Annotated in this window: 21 protein-coding genes; 11 read left to right on the top strand and 10 right to left on the bottom strand. The window is 68.5% G+C overall.

The genetic code is table 11. The features are described from left to right. Positions 1-20: 20 nt before the first annotated feature. From F3087_RS26210 to F3087_RS26195, 4 genes are all read right to left on the bottom strand, one after another. On the bottom strand, positions 21-1,439 hold the full coding sequence (locus tag F3087_RS26210; protein ID WP_150404675.1) for an MFS transporter: 1,419 nt from the start codon (positions 1,437-1,439) through the stop codon (positions 21-23). Between the two features lie 89 nt (positions 1,440-1,528). Then, on the bottom strand, positions 1,529-2,572 hold the full coding sequence (locus F3087_RS26205) for an AraC family transcriptional regulator (RefSeq protein WP_191094139.1): 1,044 nt from the start codon (positions 2,570-2,572) through the stop codon (positions 1,529-1,531). Between the two features lie 92 nt (positions 2,573-2,664). Then, positions 2,665-3,312, bottom strand: a complete 648-nt coding sequence (locus tag F3087_RS26200; protein ID WP_191094138.1) for a TetR/AcrR family transcriptional regulator — start codon at positions 3,310-3,312, stop codon at positions 2,665-2,667. Continuing rightward, positions 3,312-3,968, bottom strand: a complete 657-nt coding sequence (locus F3087_RS26195; RefSeq protein WP_150404672.1) for a TetR/AcrR family transcriptional regulator — start codon at positions 3,966-3,968, stop codon at positions 3,312-3,314. The genes F3087_RS26200 and F3087_RS26195 overlap by 1 nt, the downstream gene beginning before the upstream one ends. A gap of 346 nt (positions 3,969-4,314) precedes the next feature. Between F3087_RS26195 and F3087_RS26190 the strand changes: the two genes are divergently transcribed. The 9 genes from F3087_RS26190 to F3087_RS26150 are packed head-to-tail and all read left to right on the top strand — an operon-like array spanning position 4,315 to position 12,856. Then, positions 4,315-5,169: an MlaE family ABC transporter permease gene (locus F3087_RS26190; RefSeq protein ID WP_150404671.1), complete on the top strand. Its 855-nt coding sequence runs from the start codon at positions 4,315-4,317 to the stop codon at positions 5,167-5,169. Next, a complete protein-coding gene (locus F3087_RS26185; protein ID WP_150404670.1) occupies positions 5,169-6,035 on the top strand; it encodes an ABC transporter permease in 867 nt (288 codons plus the stop codon). Before F3087_RS26190 ends, F3087_RS26185 begins: the two co-directional genes overlap by 1 nt. Positions 6,036-6,039: 4 nt before the next feature. Beyond that, positions 6,040-7,086 carry an MlaD family protein gene (locus tag F3087_RS26180; protein WP_150404669.1) on the top strand — a complete coding sequence of 349 codons (1,047 nt, stop codon included), beginning with the start codon at positions 6,040-6,042 and terminating at the stop codon, positions 7,084-7,086. Further along, positions 7,083-8,105, top strand: a complete 1,023-nt coding sequence (locus tag F3087_RS26175) for an MCE family protein (RefSeq protein ID WP_223885341.1) — start codon at positions 7,083-7,085, stop codon at positions 8,103-8,105. The genes F3087_RS26180 and F3087_RS26175 overlap by 4 nt, the downstream gene beginning before the upstream one ends. Beyond that, complete coding sequence (locus F3087_RS26170) at positions 8,102-9,124, top strand: MlaD family protein (RefSeq protein ID WP_223885340.1); 1,023 nt, start codon at positions 8,102-8,104, stop codon at positions 9,122-9,124. Before F3087_RS26175 ends, F3087_RS26170 begins: the two co-directional genes overlap by 4 nt. Next, positions 9,124-10,221 (top strand): MlaD family protein, encoded by a 1,098-nt coding sequence (locus F3087_RS26165; protein WP_191094137.1) that lies wholly within the window; start codon positions 9,124-9,126, stop codon positions 10,219-10,221. Before F3087_RS26170 ends, F3087_RS26165 begins: the two co-directional genes overlap by 1 nt. Next, entirely contained in the window at positions 10,218-11,279 is a 1,062-nt protein-coding gene (locus tag F3087_RS26160; protein WP_223885339.1) for an MlaD family protein, read from the top strand. Before F3087_RS26165 ends, F3087_RS26160 begins: the two co-directional genes overlap by 4 nt. Next, positions 11,276-12,262, top strand: a complete 987-nt coding sequence (locus F3087_RS26155) for an MlaD family protein (RefSeq protein ID WP_150404666.1) — start codon at positions 11,276-11,278, stop codon at positions 12,260-12,262. The genes F3087_RS26160 and F3087_RS26155 overlap by 4 nt, the downstream gene beginning before the upstream one ends. A gap of 12 nt (positions 12,263-12,274) precedes the next feature. Beyond that, positions 12,275-12,856: a hypothetical protein gene (locus F3087_RS26150; protein ID WP_150404665.1), complete on the top strand. Its 582-nt coding sequence runs from the start codon at positions 12,275-12,277 to the stop codon at positions 12,854-12,856. Here the strand turns inward: F3087_RS26150 and F3087_RS26145 are convergent. Then, positions 12,849-13,490 (bottom strand): hypothetical protein, encoded by a 642-nt coding sequence (locus F3087_RS26145; RefSeq protein ID WP_150404664.1) that lies wholly within the window; start codon positions 13,488-13,490, stop codon positions 12,849-12,851. The genes F3087_RS26150 and F3087_RS26145 overlap by 8 nt on opposite strands. A 140-nt stretch (positions 13,491-13,630) precedes the next feature. On the opposite strand from F3087_RS26145, the gene F3087_RS26140 reads away from it, so the two are divergent. Further along, the gene (locus tag F3087_RS26140) at positions 13,631-14,392 is read left to right on the top strand and encodes a TetR/AcrR family transcriptional regulator (RefSeq protein ID WP_150404663.1); all 762 of its coding nucleotides are present in this window, start codon (positions 13,631-13,633) and stop codon (positions 14,390-14,392) included. A gap of 3 nt (positions 14,393-14,395) precedes the next feature. Here the strand turns inward: F3087_RS26140 and F3087_RS26135 are convergent, their stop codons facing one another. The 4 genes from F3087_RS26135 to F3087_RS26120 all read right to left on the bottom strand — a co-directional run bounded on the left by F3087_RS26135 (position 14,396) and on the right by F3087_RS26120 (position 18,381). Next, positions 14,396-15,931 carry an alpha/beta hydrolase gene (locus tag F3087_RS26135; RefSeq protein WP_150404662.1) on the bottom strand — a complete coding sequence of 512 codons (1,536 nt, stop codon included), beginning with the start codon at positions 15,929-15,931 and terminating at the stop codon, positions 14,396-14,398. Positions 15,932-16,001: 70 nt separating this feature from the next. Beyond that, positions 16,002-16,649 (bottom strand): pentapeptide repeat-containing protein, encoded by a 648-nt coding sequence (locus F3087_RS26130; RefSeq protein ID WP_150404661.1) that lies wholly within the window; start codon positions 16,647-16,649, stop codon positions 16,002-16,004. Between the two features lie 66 nt (positions 16,650-16,715). Next, positions 16,716-17,951 carry a sigma-70 family RNA polymerase sigma factor gene (locus F3087_RS26125; RefSeq protein WP_223885338.1) on the bottom strand — a complete coding sequence of 412 codons (1,236 nt, stop codon included), beginning with the start codon at positions 17,949-17,951 and terminating at the stop codon, positions 16,716-16,718. Between the two features lie 16 nt (positions 17,952-17,967). After that, the gene (locus tag F3087_RS26120; protein WP_150404659.1) at positions 17,968-18,381 is read right to left on the bottom strand and encodes a YciI family protein; all 414 of its coding nucleotides are present in this window, start codon (positions 18,379-18,381) and stop codon (positions 17,968-17,970) included. Positions 18,382-18,511: 130 nt separating this feature from the next. On the opposite strand from F3087_RS26120, the gene F3087_RS26115 reads away from it, so the two are divergent. Beyond that, on the top strand, positions 18,512-19,678 hold the full coding sequence (locus F3087_RS26115) for a serine hydrolase domain-containing protein (RefSeq protein WP_150404658.1): 1,167 nt from the start codon (positions 18,512-18,514) through the stop codon (positions 19,676-19,678). Here the strand turns inward: F3087_RS26115 and F3087_RS26110 are convergent, their stop codons facing one another. Next, positions 19,679-22,858, bottom strand: coding sequence for an acetyl-CoA carboxylase family protein (locus F3087_RS26110; protein ID WP_150404862.1), 3,180 nt, complete (start codon positions 22,856-22,858; stop codon positions 19,679-19,681). It abuts the gene before it with no gap. Between the last annotated feature and the right edge of the window lie 547 nt (positions 22,859-23,405).

Here is a 23,405-nt window from a genome sequence, read left to right as displayed (position 1 = left end):
GGTAGTGGACAATCGCGGTTTCAGACCTCGGCGCGAACCAGCCTGGGGGCGGTGCTGATTCGGGCGACGATCAGGGCCGCGAAGCACAGCCCGGTGATGGTCAGCCAGCCGAGATGGGCCGGCGGCCGGAAGGCGGCGGCCGAGGTCAGCGCGTCGGGGTGACTGGCGATCAGCGACCCGATGACCGCGACGCCGAGCGACTGACCGATCTGCCGGGACGTGGTTGCCAGGCTGGCCGCGACCCCGGCCTGCGCGGCGGGCAGCCCGGCCACCGCGGTCGCCGTGATCGGCGTGTAGATCAGGCCGATGCCCGCGCCGAACATCGCGTAACCGATGAGCAGCAACAGGTTTCCGCCGCCGTCGAACGTCGCGGTCAGGACCGCCGCCGCGGCGGTCGCCAGCACGGCCCCGGCGCTCAGCGCGCTGCGGGCGCCGCGGTGCGCGACGAGCCGGCCGGACATCGGCCCGAAGACGAACATGGCCACCGCCATCGGCACCAGCGCCAGCCCGGCCGCCAGCGGCGAATCGTGCCGAATCTCCTGGAGATAGAAGGTATTCAGGAACAGGAACCCGCCCAGTGCGGCGAACGCCAGGATGGCGATCACGAACGCGCCGGCGAACGGGGCCGACCGGAACACCCGCAGATCGATCAGCGGATGCGGGTGCCGCGGCGCGTACCGCAGCAGCACGGCGAGGCAGGCCGCCGCCCCGGCGAAGCAGCCCACCGTCACCGGCGCGAGCCAACCCCGGTGCGGCCCTTCGATTATCGCGAACACCAGCAGCCCGAGCACGCCGATCACCAGCAGCTGCCCCAGCGGATCGAGCGCGCGCGGCTGCTCGGATTTCGACTGCGGCACGACCAGGAAGCTGAGCGCCAGCGCGACCGCCGCGATCGGCACATTGATCCAGAACACCGATTCCCAGCCGATCGAGTCGACCAGGAAGCCGCCGATCACCGGGCCGGCCGCCATGCCGATGCCGATCGACCCGCTCCAGATCCCGATCGCCCGGACCCGCTGCCCCGGCTCGGTGAACATCGCCGAAATGATCGCCATCGCCACCGGAGTCAGCATCGAGCCACCGACCGCCTGCACCACCCGGAACGCGATGAGCCAGCCGATCGAGGGCGCGAGACTACAGGCCAGCGAACTCATGGCGAATATGGCCAGGCCGAGCTGGAAAATGGTCCGCCGACCGATTCGGTCGGCCAGCGAGCCGGACAGCGTCAACAGGCAGGCCAGGGTCAGCGTGTAGGCGGCGACCACCCACTGCGCGCCGGCCACCGAACCGTCGAGCCCATGACCGATCGCGGGTAGCGCGACGTTGACCGCGGTGGTGTCCACGTTCGCCATCACCACGGCGGCGCAGCAGACCGCCAGCACCGTGGCCTGCCGCATCGTCTTGGGAACACTCGGCGCAACCGGGGCGCTGATCGACATGGCAGCATACTGGCAGCATCCAACCCGTCTGCCACTTGCAACACACCGTGCGGTCCGCTTCGTTCCACTTGGAACTCCACGTGCACGGGCTAGTGGACGCCCACGGCAACGGGCGCGCGGGCCGGCGCGAGCGCGCGACCCCCGTGCAATCGGAACTCCTGCGGCGGGCAGCCTTTCCAGCGGCGGAAGGCGCGGATGAAGGACGCGGCTTCGGCGTAGCCGAGGCGGGCGGCGACCTGCTCGGTGGTCAGGTCGGTGTAGGCGAGCAGCTGCTCGGACATCAATTGCCGGACCTCGTCGAGCAGACCGCGGAACGACGCATCCTCTTCGTTGAGTCGCCGCGACAGCGTGCGCGGACTCATGAACAGCTCGTTGGCGACCGCGATCTGGTCGGGGATGTCGCCGGGGTTGCGCACCAGCAGGTCGCGGACCGCGCCCGCGACGCCGGAGCGGGTGTGATGCCGGTCCAGCAGATCGCGGCACAGCTGCGCGCACGCACCGCGCGCGCGTTCATTCGTGGCCGGCACCGGCCGGTCGAGGCAGCGACCGTCGAACGTCACCGTGTCGGTCTCCGCGCCGAAAATCGGTTCGGTCCCGTAGATCTCGCGATAACGGCCGAGGTCGCCCGGGGCCGGGCGGCGGAATTCGATTCGGGCGGGCGGAATTCCGGAGTCGAACAGCTCGCCGCCGATTGCGCCGAGTCCGGCGATGATTCGCTCGGCCAGAAATACGCGCAGGTCCGGTGGGCATTCGGAATCGTCGAAGCGCAATCGGAGCACACCGGCGGATTCCTCGGCGAGGAACCGGCCGGAAACGAACGCGCGGTCGAGATAGCGCACCATTACGTCGATCGCGTCCCGCGTTGTCCGGCTGCTGAGCAGCGCGAGCCCCCACGGGCCGGTCAGTGGAATATCGGCTCTGCGCCCCGCTTCCGCGCCGAGTGCCGCCTCGGCGCCGAAGCGGCGGAGTAGATTACGCACGACCACTAGTTCCTGCCGCGCCGTGCACTCGATATCGGTGGCCGACAGCGTGCTGCCGGACAGGCATTCGGTAATGGACATTCCGCGCTCTTCCGCGAGCGCGATCAGCACGCGAACGCTCGAAGTGCTGCGGCGAAATTCCCGGTCGAACATGTACTCGCATTCCTCATCGAATTCGCCGTACCGGACGGCTTGGCGAAATCTATCAATGCGCGGGCGATCTGTGGTGCGAAACGACAAACTGCTCAGGGCGCGCGCAGCAGCATTTCGTTCAGCATGGTGATGATTCGGTCGATGTCGAATCGGTCCGGGTCGTCGAGCACCAACTGGGCGGCGGTGTGGATGATGCCCTGGATGACCCGGACGAGGACGTCGACATCGACGTCCTCGGCGCCGCGTTTGCCGGAAAGCCATTGGCCGAGCTGGCAACTCAGCGGGGTGCGCAGATCGTCGCGGGACTGCTCGAGGCGGGCGCGCAGCATCGGCGGGACACCGTCGATCGGGAAGTAGACCAGCCGCCAGCTTGCGGGCACGGCGCGCACCTCGGCGAGGAACCGGGCCAGCGCCGCCGACAGCACAGCCGCTTGATCCGCTTGCGGCACTGCCGATTCCAGGCCGGCCATCGAGCGGTCGACGGCCGCGCGCATGCGGGCGCTCTCGCGTTCGATCAGCTCGTGCAGCAGGTCGTCGCGGCCGGCGAACGAGTCGTAGACCACCGGACGGGTGACGCCGGCCCGCTCGGCGACCGCGGCGATGCTGACGTCGGCGAAGCCGCCCTCGGTGATGATGGCCAGCGCGGCGTCGAGCAATTGCTCCTTGCGATCGGCCGGCGGGAGCCGCTTGGCGTAGCGACGGCGCTGTGGCCCTTCGGGTTTCGTGCTCGGCACGGCCACTACGCCTCCATCGCGAGCGCCGCCTCGGTCATCCGGCGCACCATCCAGCGTAGGGTCCGCGCCACCGCGTCGCGCTGTGCGCCGCCGTCGGCGAGCGCCAGGCGGGCGCCGGTCTCGCCGGCGCTGAGCACCGCGTGGCTCAGCAGTTCCGCGTCGATCTGCTGCTCGCGCAGCGCGGCGAGCGCGCTGATCGCGGCCTCGAGCTGCTGGCGAATCTCGTTCCTGCCGTTCTCGATTCGGTCGTGCGCCGCCGCGGGCAGGCCGTCGCCGGTCATCAGCACCAGCTGCCAGGTCTGCGGGGCGGACAGCACCAGGTCCAGATAGATATCGACCGCGTCCATCGCGAGGCCGACGACCATGTCGGCCGGATCGGCGCCGGGGGCGATCATCGGCGTCGCGGTGGACGCCATCTGCACCACCTTGGCCTTCTCCCGGTCGAGCAGTGCCGCGAAAACCTCGTCGCGGTCACCGAATTCGGCGTAGAGCCCGGGCCGGGTGACACCCGCGGCACGCGCGATCGCGTGCATGCTGACGCCCGCGTACCCCTCCCGGACGATGACCCCCCGCGCCGCATCGAGGATGCGCTCGCGTCGCGCCGACACGGTCTCCTCCTGCGGTGCTCGATCGATGATCAGCCGGGTCTGTCGACCGCTCATCCGGTGGCGCCAGTGTACGCATCGGCTATAACTGCGTCGGCAGTATCGGAAGCCGCCACTACTGGCCGGACGTCGGATACTACGTGCTGAGAGCAAGTCCGGCAGCGAAATTGACACTGTTGTACTCGGGCGGGACCGGTGTTACCGTGTGCCGAGCGTTGGTGGGGCGGGTCACAGTTGGGCAACCGGCCGCATCCGTCGGCGCACGATCACGCGACCTCACCGACGCGGTTGTCGAAAACTGTCAACACCCTGGCCAGCTGAGCCACGAGCAACTCCGCCGGAACGACCTACCGTGCGGAGAGACCTTGTGTACGAACGCGTATACAAGGCGGTAGGAGGATTTATGCAGGGCGCTCCCCCGCTCGCGGAGCCGGTGGACTCCACCCCGGCCGGCCGGATCGTTCGCGAGAACCTCACCGGCACCGTGCTTTCCAGCCTGCGCACGTTCGGGCGCGCGGTAGACCTCGGCCTAGAATCGGTGCGCGGCACCGTCACCGACGTGCTCGGCCTGCGCTTCCAATGGTCGGAAATGCTGCGCCAGGCCTGGTATCTGATCACCGTCACCGCGATACCCGCGGTGCTGATGGCCATTCCGTTCGGGGTGGTCGTCTCGGTGCAGGTGGGCAACCTGATTCACCAGCTCGGTGCCGACTCGATGATCGGCGCCGCGGGCGGTCTCGGGGTAATCCAGCAGGGCGCACCCATCGCCACCGGGCTGTTGCTCGGCGGCGCGGGCGCTTCCGCGATCGCCGCCGACCTCGGCGCGCGCACGGTGCGCGAGGAGATCGACGCGCTACGCACCATGGGCATCAGCCCGGTGCATCGCCTGGTCATTCCGCGGGTGACGGCCATGCTGCTGGTCGCGCCGCTGCTCAACATCCTGATCATCTTCGTCGGCATCGTCTCCGGGTACGCGGTCGCGATCGGCGCGCAGAACGTGACGCCAGGCAGCTACTGGGCGACGTTCGGGTCCTTCTCCGTGCTGGCCGACGTGTGGATCTCGCTGGGCAAGGCGATGCTGTTCGGCTTCCTGGTGGTGATCGTCGCCTGCCAGCGCGGGCTGGAGGCCAAGGGCGGCCCGCGCGGGGTGGCCGACGGGGTGAACGCCGCGGTGGTGGTGTCGGTCGCCGGGATCATCCTGGTGAACCTGGTGATCACCCAGGTGGTGGCGATGTTCCTGCCGCTGCGGGTGGCCTGATGACCGCGACACCGTATGCCCCGAAGGGGCTGGGCTGGGTGTATCGCGTTGTCCGGCAACGTGGCCGGGTGTTCGCGCCGATCGAGACCACCGGCTTCATGCTCGGCTTCGTCTTCCAAGCGCTCTGGGCCATTCCGCTCACGTTGCGCCGCTACCGGGCGCAGACCATGCGCACCATCACCGACATGACCTGGGGCCGCGGGTCCGTGCTGGTGGGCGGCGGGACGGTGCCGATGCTGGTGGTGCTCGGCATCGCGATGGGCGCCGGGGTCGGCATCCAGTCGTTCGCGGCGCTGGATCTGCTCGGGCTCGGGCCGGTGACCGGCGTGGTGTCCGCGTTCGCGAACACCAGGGAGCTGGCGCCGATCGCGGCGGCGGTCGGATTCGCCGCGCAGGCGGGCTGCCGGATGACCGCGGAGATCGGCTCGATGCGCATCTCCGAGGAGATCGACGCGCTGGAATCCCTTGGACTCCGGTCGATTCCGTTCGTGGTCACCACCCGGGTGATCGCGGGCGCGGTGGCGATCGTGCCGACGTTCTTGATCGCGCTGGTGCTCAGCTATGTGGCCTGCTCGACGGTGGTGGTGCTGCTGCACGGCCAGTCGGGCGGCGTGTACGACCACTATTTCTTCCAGTTCACCAGCGGCTACGACGTGCTGGCCGCGGTGGTGAAGATCCTGGTCTTCGGGGTCGCGGTGATCCTGATCCATTGCTACTACGGCTTTTTCGCCTCCGGCGGCCCGGAGGGTGTCGGCATCGCGTCGGGGCGGGCGGTGCGGGCGAGCTTCGTCGCGATCGTCGGGCTGGACATGGTGCTGTCGGTCCTGCTGTGGGGCGTCAACTCCGCCATCGAATTCCCGGGGTGAGCTGATGCCGAACTACAGCATGCCCGGCGTGCCCATGACCCGTCGCGGCTCGCTCGTCCTCGGCGCGGTCGCCATCGTCGCCGCCACCGTCGTAACCCTGGGCTGGCGTGGGATTTTCGACGATGCGGACCCCGGCCGGGTGCGTATCCAACTGCATACCGAGCAGATCGGCGAAGGGGTCATCCCGGGCACCAAGGTGCGCATGGACGGCGTGACGGTCGGCGAGATCGCCGCCATCACCGGCGCGGAACAGGGGCGTCAGCTGATCACCCTGGATCTCGACCGCGCCGAGACCGCCTCGCTCACCGACGCTTTCACCGTCGACTACGCACCGGACAACCTGTTCGGGATCAGCGCGCTCACCCTGCGCCGGGCCGCCACCGGCGGCGGCGCGCTGCGCGAGGGCGCGGTGGTCGACCTGGCCGGCCCGAACGCAGGCAAGGTGACCGATGTGACGCTGGGCAGCCTGCTGCGCTCGCTCACCGGTACCTCCACCGAGGTGCTCACGCCCAAGCTCACCGAGCTGATCACCCGGTTCAACGGCGACTTGCACGCGTTCACACCGTTACTGGAGGCCATCGTCACGCTCAACCGGGTGATCGCGGACACCCAGCGGTATCCGACGCCGTACCTGCTCGATCAGTACGCGGCGCTGTTCGGCGGGATCGGCACGTTCACCTCGTCGACCTTCCGGCTGCTGGACGCGATCATGAATATCGACGTGTTCGTGCACGATCGGCCGAAGTACGACGCGTTCATCGGCATGGTGGTCGGCGACGTGTTCCCCGCGGTCGGTGAGGTCGGCGCGGCGGCGCGCGGCCAGCTCTCCGGTTATACCCAAATGCTCACTCCCCTACTGGAATCCATGGCCGCGACGGTGACCGATCCGCAACGGTCCCAAGCCGAGAGCACCGAACTGCTCGACCGGCTGAACCGGATGTTCGCCGATACGCCGGAGGGGCCGGCGGTGAACGTGGCGGTGGTGCTGCGCGGCATACCGGCGATCGCCGGGCCGCTGTTCGGCCAGGCAGGCCTCGGGGGTGTCCGATGAAGCAGTTGCCGATCCGCTCGATCGTGTTGCGGCTCAGCATCTTCGCGGTGGCGATGATCGTGCTGCTGGTGGTGGTCGCGCAGGCGATCACCCGGCCGATCGCCGGCGACACCGACGACTTCCGGGCGCGATTCACCGATGTCAGCGGCTTGAAGACCGGCGACGACGTGCGCGTGTTCGGCGTGCAGGTCGGCAAGGTCACCGCGATCGACCTCGACGGCGCGACCGCGGTGGTCCGGTTCTCCGTACAGCGGGATCGGCCGGTGTACGACACCAGCGTGCTCGCCATCCGCTATCAATCGCTGACCGGGCAGCGCTACGTCGACATCAAGCAGCCGGACCGGCCGGCCGCTCGGCTACGGCCGGAATCGACCATCGCCGAGGCGAATACGATTCCGTCGTTCGATGTCACCCAGCTGTTCAACGGGTTGCAGCCGGTGATCGCGCAGTTCTCCCCCGGTGCGCTCAACCAGTTCACCGAGAACGTCCTGGCGGTGATCGACGGCAACGGTTCCGGCATCGGGCCCGCGCTGGAATCCCTGGACAAGCTCAGCCGATTCGCCACCGACCGGCAGGCGGTGATCAGCACGATCGTGGCCAACCTCAGCACCATCTCCAGCCAGATCGGCGGCCGCTCACCACATCTGGTCACGCTGCTGCGCGGCATCGCGGACGTGTTCACCGCGTTCCGCGAAAAGCTGGACGGGCTGCTGGATTTCGCGGCCGTCGCGCCGTCCGCGCTCGGGCCGCTCAACAGCCTGCTGGACACCCTCGGCTTCACCGAGAACACCAATCCGGATCTGATGACCGATCTGCGCCTGCTGTTTCCGGACCCGCAGGCCGCGCTGGACACGCTCGGCAGATTGCCCGGACTGCTGCAAGCGCTCAGCGCGGTGCTGCCGCCCGCGGGGGCCGCGGCGAACGAGGTGAACCTGACCTGTTCGAAGGGCGCCGCTGAACTCCCCGAGGTGATGAAGGTGCTGATCGCCGGGCAGCGGGTGACGATATGCAACGGGTGAAGCCAACCGATCTGCTGCACAAGCTGATTCCGGATCACGTCGATCGGCACGAGGCGGCGAAGAACCGGCGCGAACTGCGGCTGGGCGTGCTGGGGGCGGGGTTCGTCGCGGTACTGCTGGTGATCACGGCCGCGATCTACCTCGTGCCGATCGGAAAGTCCGCCTACACGGCCGAATTGGCCGAGGCGCAGTCGGTGAAGGTGGGTGATCAGGTGCGCGTCGCCGGAATCACCGTCGGCGCCGTTACCGGGCTGGAGTTGAAGCCGGATCGGGTACGCATGAGCTTCACCGTCAAGCGGGGCGTGTTCGTCGGTGATGCGACATCTTTGGAGTTGCGCATGCTCACCGCGGTCGGCGGTCATTATGTGGCGCTGTTCCCGGCGGGCGCGAAACCGCTCGGCGACAAGCCCATCCCGATCGATCGGGCCCGCCTGCCCTACAGCCTGATCCGTACCTTGCAGGACGCGGCGCAACCGACCCGCGAGGTCGACGGCGCGACGCTGCGGAAAAACCTGGCGGCCCTCCAGGATTCGCTCGATCAGAGTCCGGACGCGCTGCGGCAGATGGGTACCGCGGTGCAATCGTTCGTGGACATCCTCAATCGGCAGAACACCGAGGTGTCCCGGGCGCTGACCGTGATGACCGAGTTCCTCGGCACCATCGATCAGAACAAGTCGCTGGTCGGTGAGTTCGTTCGGCAGATCGGGATGCTGATGGTCACCGGGCTGGACAAGCGGGCGGAAATCGAAGTAGCGCTGCGGATCACCGCACAGCTGCTGTCCCGGCTCGCCGCGCTGGAACCGTCGTCGCGGGAGGTGCTGGAGCCGCTGGCCGGCAAGCTGCGCGAGACGCTGCCCCAGCTGTCCGAGCTGGGAGCGCAACTGGATGTCGCGATTCCGGCATGGCGGGAGTTGCGCGATCGGCTGGTCGCGGCGACGGCCGGGCAGGACGGGGTCACGATCGACCAGGCCGCGCTGACGCCGCAATGGTGCGTGCCGGTGCCGGGACGGGGATGCTGATGAAACGTCTCTTGGCCGCACCGGGTTTCGTGACCGTCGTCGGCGCGCTGGTGCTCGCCGTGGTCGCGGTCGCGGGCTATCTCATCGCGTTCGAACCGAACAAGAAGACGCTGAGTTACTGCGCGCTGATGCCGGACGCGGTCGGCCTGTACACCGGCAATCAGGTGACCACCCTGGGCATTCCGGTCGGCACGGTCACCGCGATCCGGCCGGAGGGCACCGCCGTGCGGGTCGACTTCGAGGTGGCGGCAGATCATCCGCTGCGCGGGCAGCCGACCGCGACCACCCTGTCGGACAGCCTGGTCGCCGACCGCACCCTCGCCGTCTTCGGCGAGCCGGCGGCGCAGGCCGACTGGGACCGGAGCCGTTGCCTGACCAAGACCTTCACGCCGAAGAGCATCAGTCAGACCCTGGATGGCTTCTCCCAGCTGGCATCCCAGCTCGGCGGCGGCGACAACCCCGCGGAGCAGACCCGGATCCGGGACGGCGTCAACGCGTTTCGGGCGGCGACCGCCGACACCGGGCCGCGGCTCAACGCACTGATCAAGGATCTGGCCACCGCACTGCGCCGGCCCGATGCGGCGATCGGCAACATCGGGCACCTGATCGACGCGTTCGCCTCGATCACGGCGAGCATCTCGATCAACTGGGACGACATCGCCACGGTGCTGGTCCGGGCCAACACGGGTATCGCGTTCATCAACGATCTGTGGGGGCGGGTCGTCCAGATCGCCGATTCGCTGCTGGTGCTGCTGCCCTGGCTCAATCGCCTGGCCCGGGACTACGGCAGACCGCTGCTCGGCGCGCTCGACGGTGCGGTGCCCGGGTTGCGGCTGCTGGCCGCGAATGTCGGGTCGCTGCAACAGGTGGTCGACATGATCCCCTCGATCGTGGACGCCTTCCAGCAGACCATAGATCCGGCGACCGGCTGGCCGCGGATCACCTACGCGCCACCGCGGGTGGCGCTGCCGCAGGAGCAGGCGGATCAGATCTGCGGGGTGATCAATGCGGTGAACCCCGGCCGGTGCCAGGGCGAGAACGGCCTCACGGCAACGAATCTCGTGCCGTTGATCCTCGGCTCGGTGGGCGCGCGATGACCAGGTCCAGTCTCCGATCCGGAGTCGTCGCGGCCGCGGCGGCGGTGCTGCTGACCGCGTCGGGCTGCGCGTTCGATCCCGCCGAGGTGCCGGTGCCGGGCGCTTCGGTGTCCGGGCCGACCTATCAGGTGCGGATCGAGCTCGCCAGCGCGCTCAACCTGCCCACCCAGGCGAAAGTGGTGGCCAACGGCGCGCAGATCGGCAGCCTGCGCTCGGTGCACGTGGTGGACCCGACCGCGACCAGCAGCGGCCGCGTCGACGCCGTCGTCGAGATCTCGAACTCGGTGAAGCTGCCGACCACCACGACGGCGCAGCTGCGGCAGAACACCTTTCTCGGTGACATCTATATCGGACTCACCACTCCGCCAACAGGTTCCGCGGAGCTGATCCCCGATGGCGGCACCATCCCGCTGCGCCAGACCAAGGCCGCCCTCCAGGTGGAGGACCTGCTGGCCGGCCTGTCGACCTTCGTCGGCGGCGGCGCGCTGCAACAGGCCCAGGACATCGTCAACCGGGTGAACGCGGTGCTGCCGGAGCAGCCGGCCGAGACCGCGCGGATCTTCGCGGCACTCGGCCGTGACGCCCAGGATGTTGCCGCCGACACCGGTTCGGTGGATCGGATGCTGGACGCGATCGAGCGGGATCTCGCTGCGGTGCTGGACAATCCGACCCAGCTGGACGCGCTGCTCAGCGAACGCGGCGCCGTGGAGATCCCCGCGGACGCGCAGTCGCTGGTGTTGACGCTGGGCATCGTCGGCGGGCTCGGCGTCATCGGGCACGCGGTGCAGTGGCTGGCGCCGCTGCTGGAGGCCGGCGACGCGACGGCCAAAGCCCTGGTGCCGCTGCTGTTCACGGGTCGCCCGCTCGACCTGAACGCGCCGTCCAATCTCAACCGGGTGGTCGCGCTGTTGCGGGACAGGGTGATTCCGTTCGCCGAGCATGGACCGAAGGTCAATGTCACCCGCGTCGAGATCGAGGGAGCGGCGAATCCGATGGACACCGACGAACAGGTCGCGCGAATGCTCGACGCGCTGCGGATGATCGGAGTCGTCCGATGAGGTTCGCGGGCAGGCATCTGGGCTCGATCGCATCGCTGGGCTCCATCGGCGTCATCCTGGTCGTGGTCAGTTCGTATCTCACCTTCGGTGTGGTGCGGGTCGATTGGTTCCGCGACAGCACCGAGGCGACCATGCTGCTCGCGGACTCCGGCGGGCTCATTCCACGGTCCAAGGTGTTGCTGTCCGGCATCGAGATCGGCCAGGTGACGTCCGTGGCGCACCAGGGGCGGTCGGTCGAGGTGGCGTTCCGGTTCGATGCCGAGTACCGGGTGCCGATCGCGAGTTCGGCACGGATAGAGGCGCTTTCGGGGCTCGGCGAGCCGTATCTGGAGTTCCGGCCGACCGCGGCGGGCGGGCCGTACCTTCAGGACGGGCAGCGGGTCGACGCGAAGACGATCGCCGCGCCGGTCTCGATCCCCGAGGTCGCGCGCACCGCGACGCGGCTGCTCGAGCAGATCGATCCGCAGGCGATCGCGGGGATCGTCGAGACGTTCGAAAAGGGTTTCGCGGGAACCGAATCCGTCATTCCGCAGCTGTCCCGGTCCACCGATCTGCTCGCGGCCACGCTGCTCAGCCGCACCGAGGTGATTCGCGAGATGCTCGTCGCCATGCAATCGCGGGCAACCGAGTTGTCTTGGGCCGGAACCGAGTTGGAGCGGGCGTCGGGGCCGTGGGCCGAATTCGGGCCGCGGGTCGCTCAGGTGGCCGACTCGATCGCGCGGATCGCGCGCTCGGGTGACATTCCGGGCGACTATCTCATCGACACCGACAACACGATCGGCCTGATCCCGCTGCTGAAGGAGATCGCCGCGAAGATCGAGCGGCTCGGGCCGGACCTGCGGACCCTGCTGCCGGTGTTCGAGCCGCTGGTCGCCACGACCACCGGGTTGGTGCGCGGAATCGACCTCGGCGACCTCATTTCCCAGGCCCTGCACGCCACCGGTCCGGACGGCGCGCTCAGTCTCCAGATCACCGTCAAATAGGAGCTGCCACCCATGCTAACGCTGACCAAGACCCCCGAATCCGACACCGCGCCCACGACCTCTACCCGCGACCGGTCGGTGAGCATCGAGATACCGACGCTCATCCGGGGCGCGGTCATCACGGTGCTCGTCCTGGCGGTGGTCGTGCTGTCCGTCTTCCTCGTACTCGCCCGCGGCGAGCTGGCCGACGACCGGGCCGCGGCGGCCGACGACCGGCACGCCGAGCAGGTCGCCACCGATTACGCGGTCGGCGCGTCGACCATCAACTACGCCGACATCAACACCTGGATCGGCAAGTTGAAGGCCAACACCGCGCCCGCGCTGGCCGGCAAGTTCGATACGGTCGGCCCGAAGATGGGCGAGCTGCTCACCCCGCTGAAGTGGACCTCGACCGCGACGCCGGTGGCGGCCAAGGTGACCGCGCGGAACAACGGGGTGTACACGGTGAACGCGTTCGTGAGCCTGACCATCTCGAATGTGCAGAATCCGCAGGCCGGTCAGGTGACCGCCACCTACACGGTGACGGTCGACCAGCACTCCGGGTGGCAGATCACCGAGGTCGGCGGGATGAATCAGGCGTTGCCGCTCAAGTAGTCCGCAGCTTCGGCGCGCGCAGCAGGGTGGCGCTCACCGCGAGCAGCCAGAGGATGGTCAGGCCGCCGGTCGACGCCGTGGTGCCCCAGCCGTTGGCCGCGTAGAAGTTCGCCGGGTCGTTTCCGCAGAACAGGGACGGCACGAAGATCAGGTGGATGACGGCCAGGCCGAACGCCGTCCACCTGGTCCAGCGGGGCAGCAGCGCGGTGCCCGCGATCGCGAAGCCGAAGGCGGTCAGGAACAACGCGATCAGCAGCTTGGACAGCGAGCCGTAGAGCAGGTAGGTGCCCGTCACCGCGATGGTCGGATCGATCGGGTCGGGCGCGGCGATGGCCGCGCCGACCTCGAGGCAGGTGGCGACGCTGGTGACCGTGAGCCACATCAGTCCCGCGGCCGCGCTGATCGAGCCGATCCACGCGTACTGCGGGCCGCGTTCCTTCAGCAGCTGCGGGAGCCCGATCATGAACACCACCAGCAGGATGTTGCCGATGAGCCCGAACATGCTGCGGGTGAGGATGTTCCAGTCCAGCGGCGGGCCGGAGTAGACGAAGTAGAGCGGTAGCTCGACGAGCATCAGGATCGTGGCGACCAGCCCTGCCGCGCCGGTGATTCGTCTGATGACGGTGCTGTCCATGGACTCTCGCTTTCGCTGATCCATCCCCGCTCGATGCGCGGCGACCAGGCTCTTTCCTCATTAGTATATATCTTATACTATAAGACGCATGCTAACCTTCCCGCCGATCGAGCACAAGCGCTGAGGAGGCGAACCGCACGATGGCCGACGACACCCCGCCGAACGAGCTGATCCGCCTGTGGCGCCTGCCCACCGGTTCGCGACTCGGTCGGCCCGCCGGGCTCGACGTCGAGCAGGTCGTGCGCACCGCCGTGCAGCTGGCCGATCGAGACGGGCTCTCCGGCGCCACCCTGCCGAAGATCGCCGAAACCCTCGGCGTCACACCGATGTCGCTCTACCGCCACATCGGCTCGAAGGAAGAACTGCTCGTCCTCATGGGCGACGCCGCCACCGGCCCTGCCCCGAATTTCCCTGCCCCCGTGGGCGATTGGCGTACCGCATTGCGCGAGTGGGCCGTCGCCCTCTGGTCGGTACACCGGCAGCGCCCCTGGCTGACCCAGCTGCCCATCTCCGGCCCGCCGAGCGGACCCAGCACCATCTGCTGGATGGACGCGGGCTTACGCGCCCTCCGTCCCACCGGCCTCGATCCGGGCACGAAGGTCGGCGTCGTCATGGTGGTCAGCGGCTACGTCCGTCAAGCCGACCTCCTCGCCCAGCAACTCGAACAGGGCAGGCGCACAACCGGTCTCGACGAATCCGAAACCAACCGCAACTACGCCCGGCACATGGCGCGCCTGGTCGACCCCGAACTGTTTCCGGACGCCGCCGAACTCTTCGGCTCCGGCCTCTTCGAATCCGCGCCGCCACCCGCCACACCCGACCCCAGCCAGGATGATTTCGAGTTCGGCTTGGATCTGGTCCTCGACGGTGTAGCCGCAACGATCGCCCGCGCCGGCGCTTGACCGCTACTGGCACACTGCATTTCGCGCCGAGAACGGATCGCCGAGGTAGCGCACAACAAGGCCGTCGATGCACTGGTTGACGTCATTGAAGACGAAGGTGTGCCCGTCACCCTCGCGCGTCAGCAGCGGGCTGTCGAGATAGTTCGCCATGCGCTCGGCATTGCGCAGCGGAGTGGTCGGGTCGTGCCTGGTGCCGACGAACAGCACCGGCGCCGAACCGTTGGCGCGATGCGGCCGGAAGGCCTTGGCCGTCCCCGCGAACGGCCAGAAATCGCAGGTGCCGAGGGGAAACTCGGCGGGACGCGGCGTGTAGTCGTCGTAGGTCGCGGCGTCGTACATGGCCGCCTCGTCGGCTTGCCGCGATGCCCGGTCGTCGGTCGGGTCCGCGACGTCGGCGCAGGTGATCGCCGCGAGCGCATTTTCCTCCATGCCCGAGGTCCAATAATTCAATCCGGTCTCCGCGTCGGCCAGTCGGCGCATCGGTGCGCCGTCACCGTGCCGGACCGCACCCAGGGCATCGAGGTAGGGTGCCCACCCTTCGGGCCAGAGGTAGCTCGCAATCAATGCCCGCAGGATGTCGCTCGGTTCCACCGCCGGTGCCGCGCCTGCGGCGACCGGGTGTTCCTTCACGTCGCGGAGAACGCCCCGAAAGACGTTCTCCGCCTGAGCCGGATCGTCCCCGAACGGGCATTCCGGGTGCCCTTCCGCGCGATAGCGGTCGACGCAGAAGGCGGCCACCCGATCGAAGGTCTCCTGATAGCCCTTCTCCTGTCCTACGCGCATCTGGGTGCTGTTCTCGGTGACATCGACAACGCCGTCGAGCACGGCGGCGCGATAGCCGTTCGGGTAGCGGTCGATGTACATCGCCGCGACCTGCGTGCCGTAAGACGCCGCAAGGATATTCAGCTGCGGCTCACCGAGTACGCCACGCAGGATGTCGATGTCATCGGCGGCCTCGTCGGAACCGATGTGCGCCAGCACTTCCGGGGCGGTGCCGCGCACACACGAGGAGACGAACTCGCTCCGCGCCGCTTCGGTGGCAGCCGGCGAATCCTGTTCCTCCGTGAGGTCGACCTCGGTGGGGTCGCATCTGATCTGCGGTGCCGAGCGACCGACGCCGCGCGGGTCGTAGGAGACGATGTCGTAGTGGCGGCGGATCTGTTCCGGGAACGCCATGTCCAGCATCGATAGCCCGGGTCCGCCGGGGCCACCGCTGATCAGCAGCAGCGTGCCGTGTTTCGCGGCCTCGGCGGGCTGCCGGGCGACAGCGAGGGAGACCGTCAACCCCGCATCCGGAGCCAACCGGCCGGCGGCGCGATAGCTCAACGGCGCGAGTATGCGGGCACACCTGCGGTCGTCCGCGCGTACGTCCGGGAACCAGTCGCTCGGTTCACTTTCCACGCAGGGTAGCCACTCGACCGGTTGGGCATAGAACGCGTCGCGCTGACCGTTGCCTGGATAGTCGAACTCGTCATCGGAGCATCCACCGACCAGCAGGGCCGCCGCGGCGACCAGGGCCGGCATTCGCAGAGCTTGCACGGGTCGGTCTCCTCGCTGCTCGGAGCCGGACGATCGAACTCGACGCTCAGCGAAACATTACCCCAGGTCATCAAGAGTTTCGGACGACGATGCCGAGGTGGCGGGCGAAGGCGGGGGCCAGTTCCATGAGTTGACCGTTGTCGATGGTGGCGCCGCGGAGGGAGTCGAGGCCGTCGGTGATGTCGAGGGCTCGGGCGCCGCGGAGGTCTACCTTGGTGAGCTTCACCCGGTTCATGATCATGCTTTCCAAGGTCGAGCCAGGGAAGGTGACGTTGGTGAGGGTGGCGTCGCCGAAATCGCAGTCGCGCAGGACGCATTCGACGAAGGTGACGTCGCGGAGCTGGGCGGTACGGAAGTTGACCGAGTCGAATTTGCAGCCTTCGAAACGTACGCGGCGCAGGCGGGAGCCCGCCAGGTCGACGCCGGACATGGCGCCGGCGATGACCTCGCCGTCCTGCCAGCCGGTGTCGGCGAGTTCGGTGCCGATCCAGCGGACGTTGCGCAGCCAGACGTCGACGAATCTGGTGTGCCGCAGGCTGCCTCGATTGAAGGCCAGTGCGGTCAGGGCGGATTCGCTGAAGCGGGCGTTCTGCAGGTCGACGTCGTCAAGTTCGGCGCCGTCGAGGTGCACGCAGTCGTAGTCACCCTCGGGCTCGAGCTCACCCTCCCAAGCCGCGAGGTGGCGCGCGTAGGGCAGGTCTTCGAGCTCGCGGGGCATGCGGATCCTCCTGGTGACGATTCGTGGGGCGACCGCGGTCGAGTATTCCGGGCGGCACCGACAGGTTCAGCCGCAGGTCTCCCCCGGCAGGCGGGCGGCGCGGGCGCGCAGGTAACGCTGCTGCGGGATGCTCGTGGTGTGCTGCGCGGCAAGCAGATACGCGGCGCGGGCGGACGCGGTGTCGCCGGTGGTTTCCAGCAGGTGGGCGCGTACCGCGTGCAGGCGGTGGTCGTCGGCGAGGCGGCCGTCGGCTGCCAGGTCGTCGACGAGTTTCATTGCCGCGTGCGGTCCGCGGACCATCGATACCGCGACGGCGTGGTTGAGCGCGATCATCGGATTGTCGACGAGGGCGAGCAGGCGTTCGTAGAGCAGCATGATCTGCGGCCAGTCGGTGTCCGGGTAGCTCGGCGCCTCGTCGTGCAGCGCGGCGATCGCGGCCTGGAGTTGGTACGGGCCGGGGACGCCGCGCGGCAGCGACGCGGTGATCAGTGCGACGCCCTCGGTGATGAACTCGGCGTGCCAGCGGCTGCGATCCTGGTCTTCCATCGAGACGAGTTCACCGCCGGGTCCGGTGCGCGCCTCGCGGCGGGCGTCGGTGAGCAGCAGCAGCGCGAGCAGGCCGGCCACCTCGGCGTCGTCGGGCAGCAGCCGATGCACCAGACGGGTGAGCCGGATTGCCTCCGTGGACAATTCGCCGCGGTGCAGGCTCGTTCCGGAGGTGGCGGCGTAGCCCTCGGTGAAGATCAGGTAGAGCACGTGCAGCACCGCGGCGAGGCGGGCGTCGCGGTCGCCGAGGGCGGGCGGCGCGAACGGGATGCCGCTGTCCTTGATCGTTTTCTTCGCTCGGCTGATGCGCTTGGTCATGGTCGGTTCGGGGACCAGGAAGGCGCGGGCGATCTCGGCGGTGGTCAGGCCGCCGACCGCGCGCAAGGTGAGCGCGACCTGCGACGGCGGCGACAATGCCGGGTGGCAGCACAGGAACAGCAGGATCAGGGTGTCGTCGGAGTCCGTCGGCTGCCGGTCGGCGGGCGGGGTCAGCCAGTCCTGCGGGAGCACCCATCGAGCGGCCGTCTCCTCGCGCTGCTTGCGGGCCTGCTCGCTGCGCAGCAGGTCGGTCAGTCGGCGGGACGCGACCGTGATCAGCCAGGCGCGCGGGTTGTCGGGGATGCCTTGGCCGGGCCATTGCGTGGCAGCGGCGAGCAGTGCTTCCTGCACCGCGTCCTCGGCGGTGTCGAAGTGGCCGTAGCGGCGCACGAGCGCGGCGAGGACCTGCGGCGCGGAAACGCGCAGCAGGTCCGCCACCGGGTGATTCGGCATCTCAGCCGAACTCGGGGGCCGCCGCCTCGGCGATCGGCCGCACATCCGCGTAGGCCGTGTCGGCGAGGTGGGCGGGCGCGGGGCATGTGCCGAGCCGGGCCGCGATCTCGGTGGCGCGGTCGAAGCTTTCGCACTCGACGATCCAGTAGCCGGCGAGCACCTCCTGGGTCTCCGCGTACGGTCCGTCGGTCACGAACGCGCCGCCCTTGCCGCCGATCCGCCGGGTGTGCACCGGCTCGGCCAGTCCGCGGGTCTCGACCAGTTCGCCGGACTCCTCGAGGCTCTTGTTGAAGTCGGTCATGAACTGGACCATCGCGGTGAATTCGTCGGCGGTCCACGCGGGTTTGCCGGTGGCTTTGCCTGCCATGCCGTCGTAGTCCTGCTGCGAGCCGAAGCTCAGGATCATGTATTTCATCGCAACTCCTCTGGGTTGGCGGCACCGCGGTGGTGGCGCTCATCAGGAACGTCGGCGCTGCTGACCATTCTCGGACATCCGGAAAAAAGTTCGATGCGACGCCGGGTGGGCGCATGACATGCTGGGGTTCATGACGATCGACGGAACGGTGGCACCTGGATTCGAGGCGGTACGGGGCGCGTTTGCCGCGAACTTCGCAGATCAGGGCGATATCGGGGCGGCCGTGTGCGTGTATCTGGACGGGCGGCCGGTGGTCGATCTGTGGGGTGGGCTCGCTGATCCGGACGCCGGGCGGCCGTGGGAGCGCGACACGCTTCAACTGGTCTACTCGGCGACCAAAGGGGTGGTCGCGGCGGCGACGCAGCTGCTGGTCGAGCGCGGGCTGCTCGACCTGGATGCGCCCGTCGCACGGTACTGGCCGGAGTTCGCGGCCGCGGGTAAGGGCGAGATTCCGGTGCGCTGGTTGCTGACGCATCAGGCGGGGCTCGCGGCGATCGACAAGCCGGTGCCGCTGGCCGACGCGCTGGCGTGGACGCCCATGGTCGACGCGCTCGCCGCGCAGACGCCGAACTGGACGCCCGGCACCGATCACGGTTATCACGGTCGTACCTTCGGCTGGCTGGTCGGCGAGGTGATCCGCCGGATCACCGGGCGGACGGTCGGGCAGTTCCTGGCCGAGGAGATCGCCGGGCCGTATGACGTCGACTTCTTCATCGGTTTGCCTGCGGCGCAACGGGATCGGGTCAGCCGGTTGGTGTTCGCGCCGAAGCCGGACCTGGATTCGGTGCCGGATAAGCTGATCCCGGAGCAGTTGCGGCCGATGGTCGCGGCGATGCGGGACCCGGAGTCGTTGGCGAACCGGGCCTTTCAGATCACCGACCCGCCGGACATCGACTTCAATTCGCCCGCAGTGCATGCCGCGGAAATACCGGCGAGCAACGGTATCGGCACCGCTCGCGGGTTGGCCCGGTTGTATGCGTCACTGGTCGGCGAGGTCGACGGAAAGCGTTTGCTCACCGTCGAAACCCTCACCGCCGCCATCCGCGAACAGACCAGCGGCATCGACCGGGTCATCATGCTCCCCGACCGCTACGCCACCGGATTCATGCTGCCCATCGCCGACCTCACCCTCGGCGGCCCGAACACCTTCGGCCACCCCGGGCGCGGCGGTTCACTCGGCTACGCCGATCCCGAACGCAACCTCGCCTTCGCTTACGTCACCAACTACATCGTCGAAGGTGCGGTGGACCTCCGTGCCCGAAACCTGGTGGACGCCTTGGAAACTGCGCTTCAGTAGTCAGCGGAGGGTGCGGATCCAACGGCGGGTGTCGGCCGGGTCGATGACGTCGTCCAGTTCCAGCAACGTGGCGGCGGTCAGGGCTTTGCCGGTGGTGTAGGCGAGGGCGACCATGTTGTCGAAGGCCTCCTGGCGTTTGACCGGGTCCTCGATGGCGGCGAGTTCCTTCGCGAAGCCAAGGCGGACAGCGCCTTCCAAGCCCATGCCGCCGATTTCGCCGGTGGGCCAGGCGATGACGAAACGGGGCGCGCGGAAGGAGCCGGCGGCCATGGCTTGGGCGCCGAGGCCGTAGCCCTTGCGCAGGATGACGGTGCCCCAGGGGACGGAGAGTGCGGCGGCGTCGATGAAGAGGCGGCTGAACTTGGTGACGGTGGCGTCTTTTTCGGCGTCCGGGCCGACCATGAAACCCGGTGTGTCGCAGAGGGAGACGATCGGCAGATCGTGTGCTCCGCACAGGCGCAGGAAGCTGCCGAGTTTCTCGGATGCGGGGGCGTCGATGGCGCCGCCGAGGTGGTGGCAGTTGTTGGCGATGAGGCCGTAGGGGTGACCCTCGACGCGGATCAGGGCGGTGACGATGCCGACGGCCCAGTCGGGGCGTAGTTCGAGCACCGAATCGACGTCGGCGACGGCTTCGATGGCGGCGTGGATGTCGAAGGCGTGCAGCCGGTTCTCCGGGATCACGTGGCGGGCGAGGCGCGGGTCCGGCGCGGTCCAATCGTCCACCGGGCCTTGGAAATACGCCAGATAGCGCTTGGCGATGCGAACCGCCTCGGCTTCGTCGGTGGCGACGATGTGCACGACGCCGTTGCGGCGCTGGACCTCGATCGGGCCGATGTCCTCGGGGGCATAGACGCCGAGTCCGCCGCCTTCGATCATGGCGGGGCCGCCCATGCCGATGTTGGCGTCGGGGGTGGCGATCACGACGTCGCACATGCCGAGCAGGGCGGCGTTGCCCGCGAAGCAGCGGCCGGACACGATGCCGATCAACGGGACTCGGCCGGACAGTGCGCCCATGGTGTGGAAGGTGGTGAAATCGAGGCCGGAGATGCCGCCGGTGTCGGTGTCGCCGGGGCGACCGCCGCCGCCCTCGGTAAAGAAGATCACCGGAAGGCATTGGGTGGCAGCCATTTCCAGCATGCGGTCGGTCTTGGCGTGACCGCGGTAGCCCTGGGTGCCTGCCATGACGGTGTAGTCGTAGGAGAGCACGACCACCCGGGTGTGGTCGGGGCCGAAACGGTCGGCGTTGACGGTGGCGACGCCGCCGATCAGGCCGTCGGCGGGGGTGTTCGCGATCAGGTCTTCCGGACTGCGGCGCAGGCGCTGGGCGGCGACGGCGAGGGCGCCGTATTCGACGAAGCTGTCGTCGTCGACGAGGTCGGTGATGTTCTCGCGGGCGGTGCGCCGGCCCAGCCGGTGGCGTTTGGCGACGGCGGTGGGGCGGGCCTCGTCCAGGCCGATGCGATGGCGGTCGCGCACCTCGGCCAGGTCCGGGCGGACGGCGTCGAGGTCGACGGCCGCGATATCGGCGACGGTTCCGTCGTGGTCCGCCTCGGTCCAGATCAGCAGGGGCGCATGCGGATCCACCGTTGCGCCGGGTGCCGCGACGTGCCGCCGGATGAGCAGTGGTTGTTCGGCGCGCAGCACGTGCTGCATCTTCATGGCTTCCAGGACGGCGACCTCGGCGCCCGCCGCTACGACGGTGCCGGGTTCGACGAGGCTGACCACGGTGCCGCCCATGGGCGAGCGGAGGGTCTGTTCATCGTCTTGGAGGTCGATGGATTCCGGGACCGCGGCGGTGGCCGGTTCGAGGTGCGGTGCGGGCGCGTAATCGATTGCCCGGGTGACGAGTTCGTGCAGATTCTGTTCGAACCACTCGGTCGAGATAGTAGTCCCGGTGGACAGCTCGTCCAGTGCCGCCCGCAGCAGTGCCGCGTTCGTATCGATTCCGACGACCACGGTTTCGGCCAACGCGTCCGAACAACGGCGCAGTGCGGCGGAGTACGAGGGGCCGCGGGCGATCACCTTGGCCAGCAGCGAATCGAACTGTGCCCCTTGCCGCATACCGGTGTAAGCGGCGGTATCGACGCGCACGCCGACGCCGGTCGGTGCGGCGAACTGCGTGACAGTGCCGGTGCTGGGCAACACATCACCACCCGCAGTGACGATTTCGGCGTTCACTCGCGCCTGCACGGCGTAGCCACGTGGTGTGCCTGCGGGCAATTCGAGTTCCGCGAGAGTGCGTCCTTGGGCCAGATCCAGTTGGATCGCGACTAGATCCACACCCATCACCTCTTCGGTGACGGTGTGCTCGACCTGTAGTCGCGGGTTCACCTCGAGGAACCACGCCTCGCCACCGCGCACGAGAAACTCGACGGTGATCACGCCGCGACACCCCACTGATTCCGCGAGACGTACCGCGTCATCGTGCAGCCGTTCCCGAAGCGCCGCAGCAAGATCGGGCGCGGGCGCCACTTCGATCAGCTTCTGATGCCGCCGCTGCACGCTGCAATCCCGGTCGCCGAGCGCAATGGCACGTTCCCCATCCGCCACCACCTGCACCTCGATATGCCGCGCATCCGCCACCAGTGCTTCCGCATAGACGGTGTCATCCCCGAACCCCACCAATGCTTCCGCCCGGCACCGCTCATACGCCTCCTCCAGCGATCCCGCTTCCCGCACCTCCCGCATCCCACGCCCACCACCCCCGGCAGCCGCCTTCACCATCACCCCATCCGGATGCGCGGTAAACAATTCCGCGATCTCGGCAACCCCCGCACCACTCGAGGTAGCCGCCAACACCCGCACCCCCGCGCGTTCCGCCGCCGCCCGCGCCGCAATCTTGTCGCCGAAGGTCCGCAACACATCCGGCGCCGGCCCCACGAACACGAGTTCAGCCGCCGCACAAGCAGAAGCAAGCTCGGCACTCTCACTCAGAAACCCATACCCCGGATGCACCAACGCCCCCGGCCCGGCCTTCCGCGCAGCCGCCACCACGGCTGCGACATCCAGATAAGCCGCGGCCCCCACCCCGGAAAGCTGCACCGCGTCATCCGCCAACCGAACATGCAGTGCGTCCCGCTCCTCAGCAGTGAACACCGCCAACGTCCCCCACCCCAACTCCCGCGCAGCCCGCAAAACCCGAACCGCCACCTCACCCCGATTAACCACCACCACGCGCATCCCGCCAGTCTCCCGCATCCCACCCACCCATCCCCCAGCACATCCCCGACCCGACCCACAGAACCCCCTCCACCACGCCCCTCACCGAACAGCCAGCCTCCCAAACACCAAACGGGCCACACCTGAAGCAATTCGCGAAAGAGCGCTCACCCAAGCCCCGCTCGGCGAAGCGCGCACCACCGAACGGGACATGGCTGAAACGAATCCCAAGAGAGCCCTCCACCACGTCCCGCTCGGAACCCGAGCGAACCCCAAACGGGACCTCGCTGAGCTGAATCCCGAGAATGCCCTCCGCCAAGTCCCGCCCGCGAAGGCACTCGGCATCGCACGGGACATGGTTGCGGCGAATCACGAGACGCCGCTCAGCCAGGTCCCGACCGGGCCGCGACTGGGCATCGAACGGGACACGGTGGAGGCGAAGCCTGAGCAGACGCTCAGCCAGGTCCCACTCGAGAGTGCCCGGTCGACGGCTGGAGGGTCGGAGACTGTGCGGTACCTACGCCTCTCCCGCATGTCCACTGCGCGTCAAGTGGGACATCCCTTAGAC

Origin of the sequence: Nocardia colli (assembly GCF_008704205.1) — a bacterium.
GTDB lineage: Bacteria > Actinomycetota > Actinomycetes > Mycobacteriales > Mycobacteriaceae > Nocardia > Nocardia colli.
The sequence above is the reverse complement of the archived record's forward strand: the minus strand, read 5'-3'. Positions and strand labels throughout refer to the sequence as shown.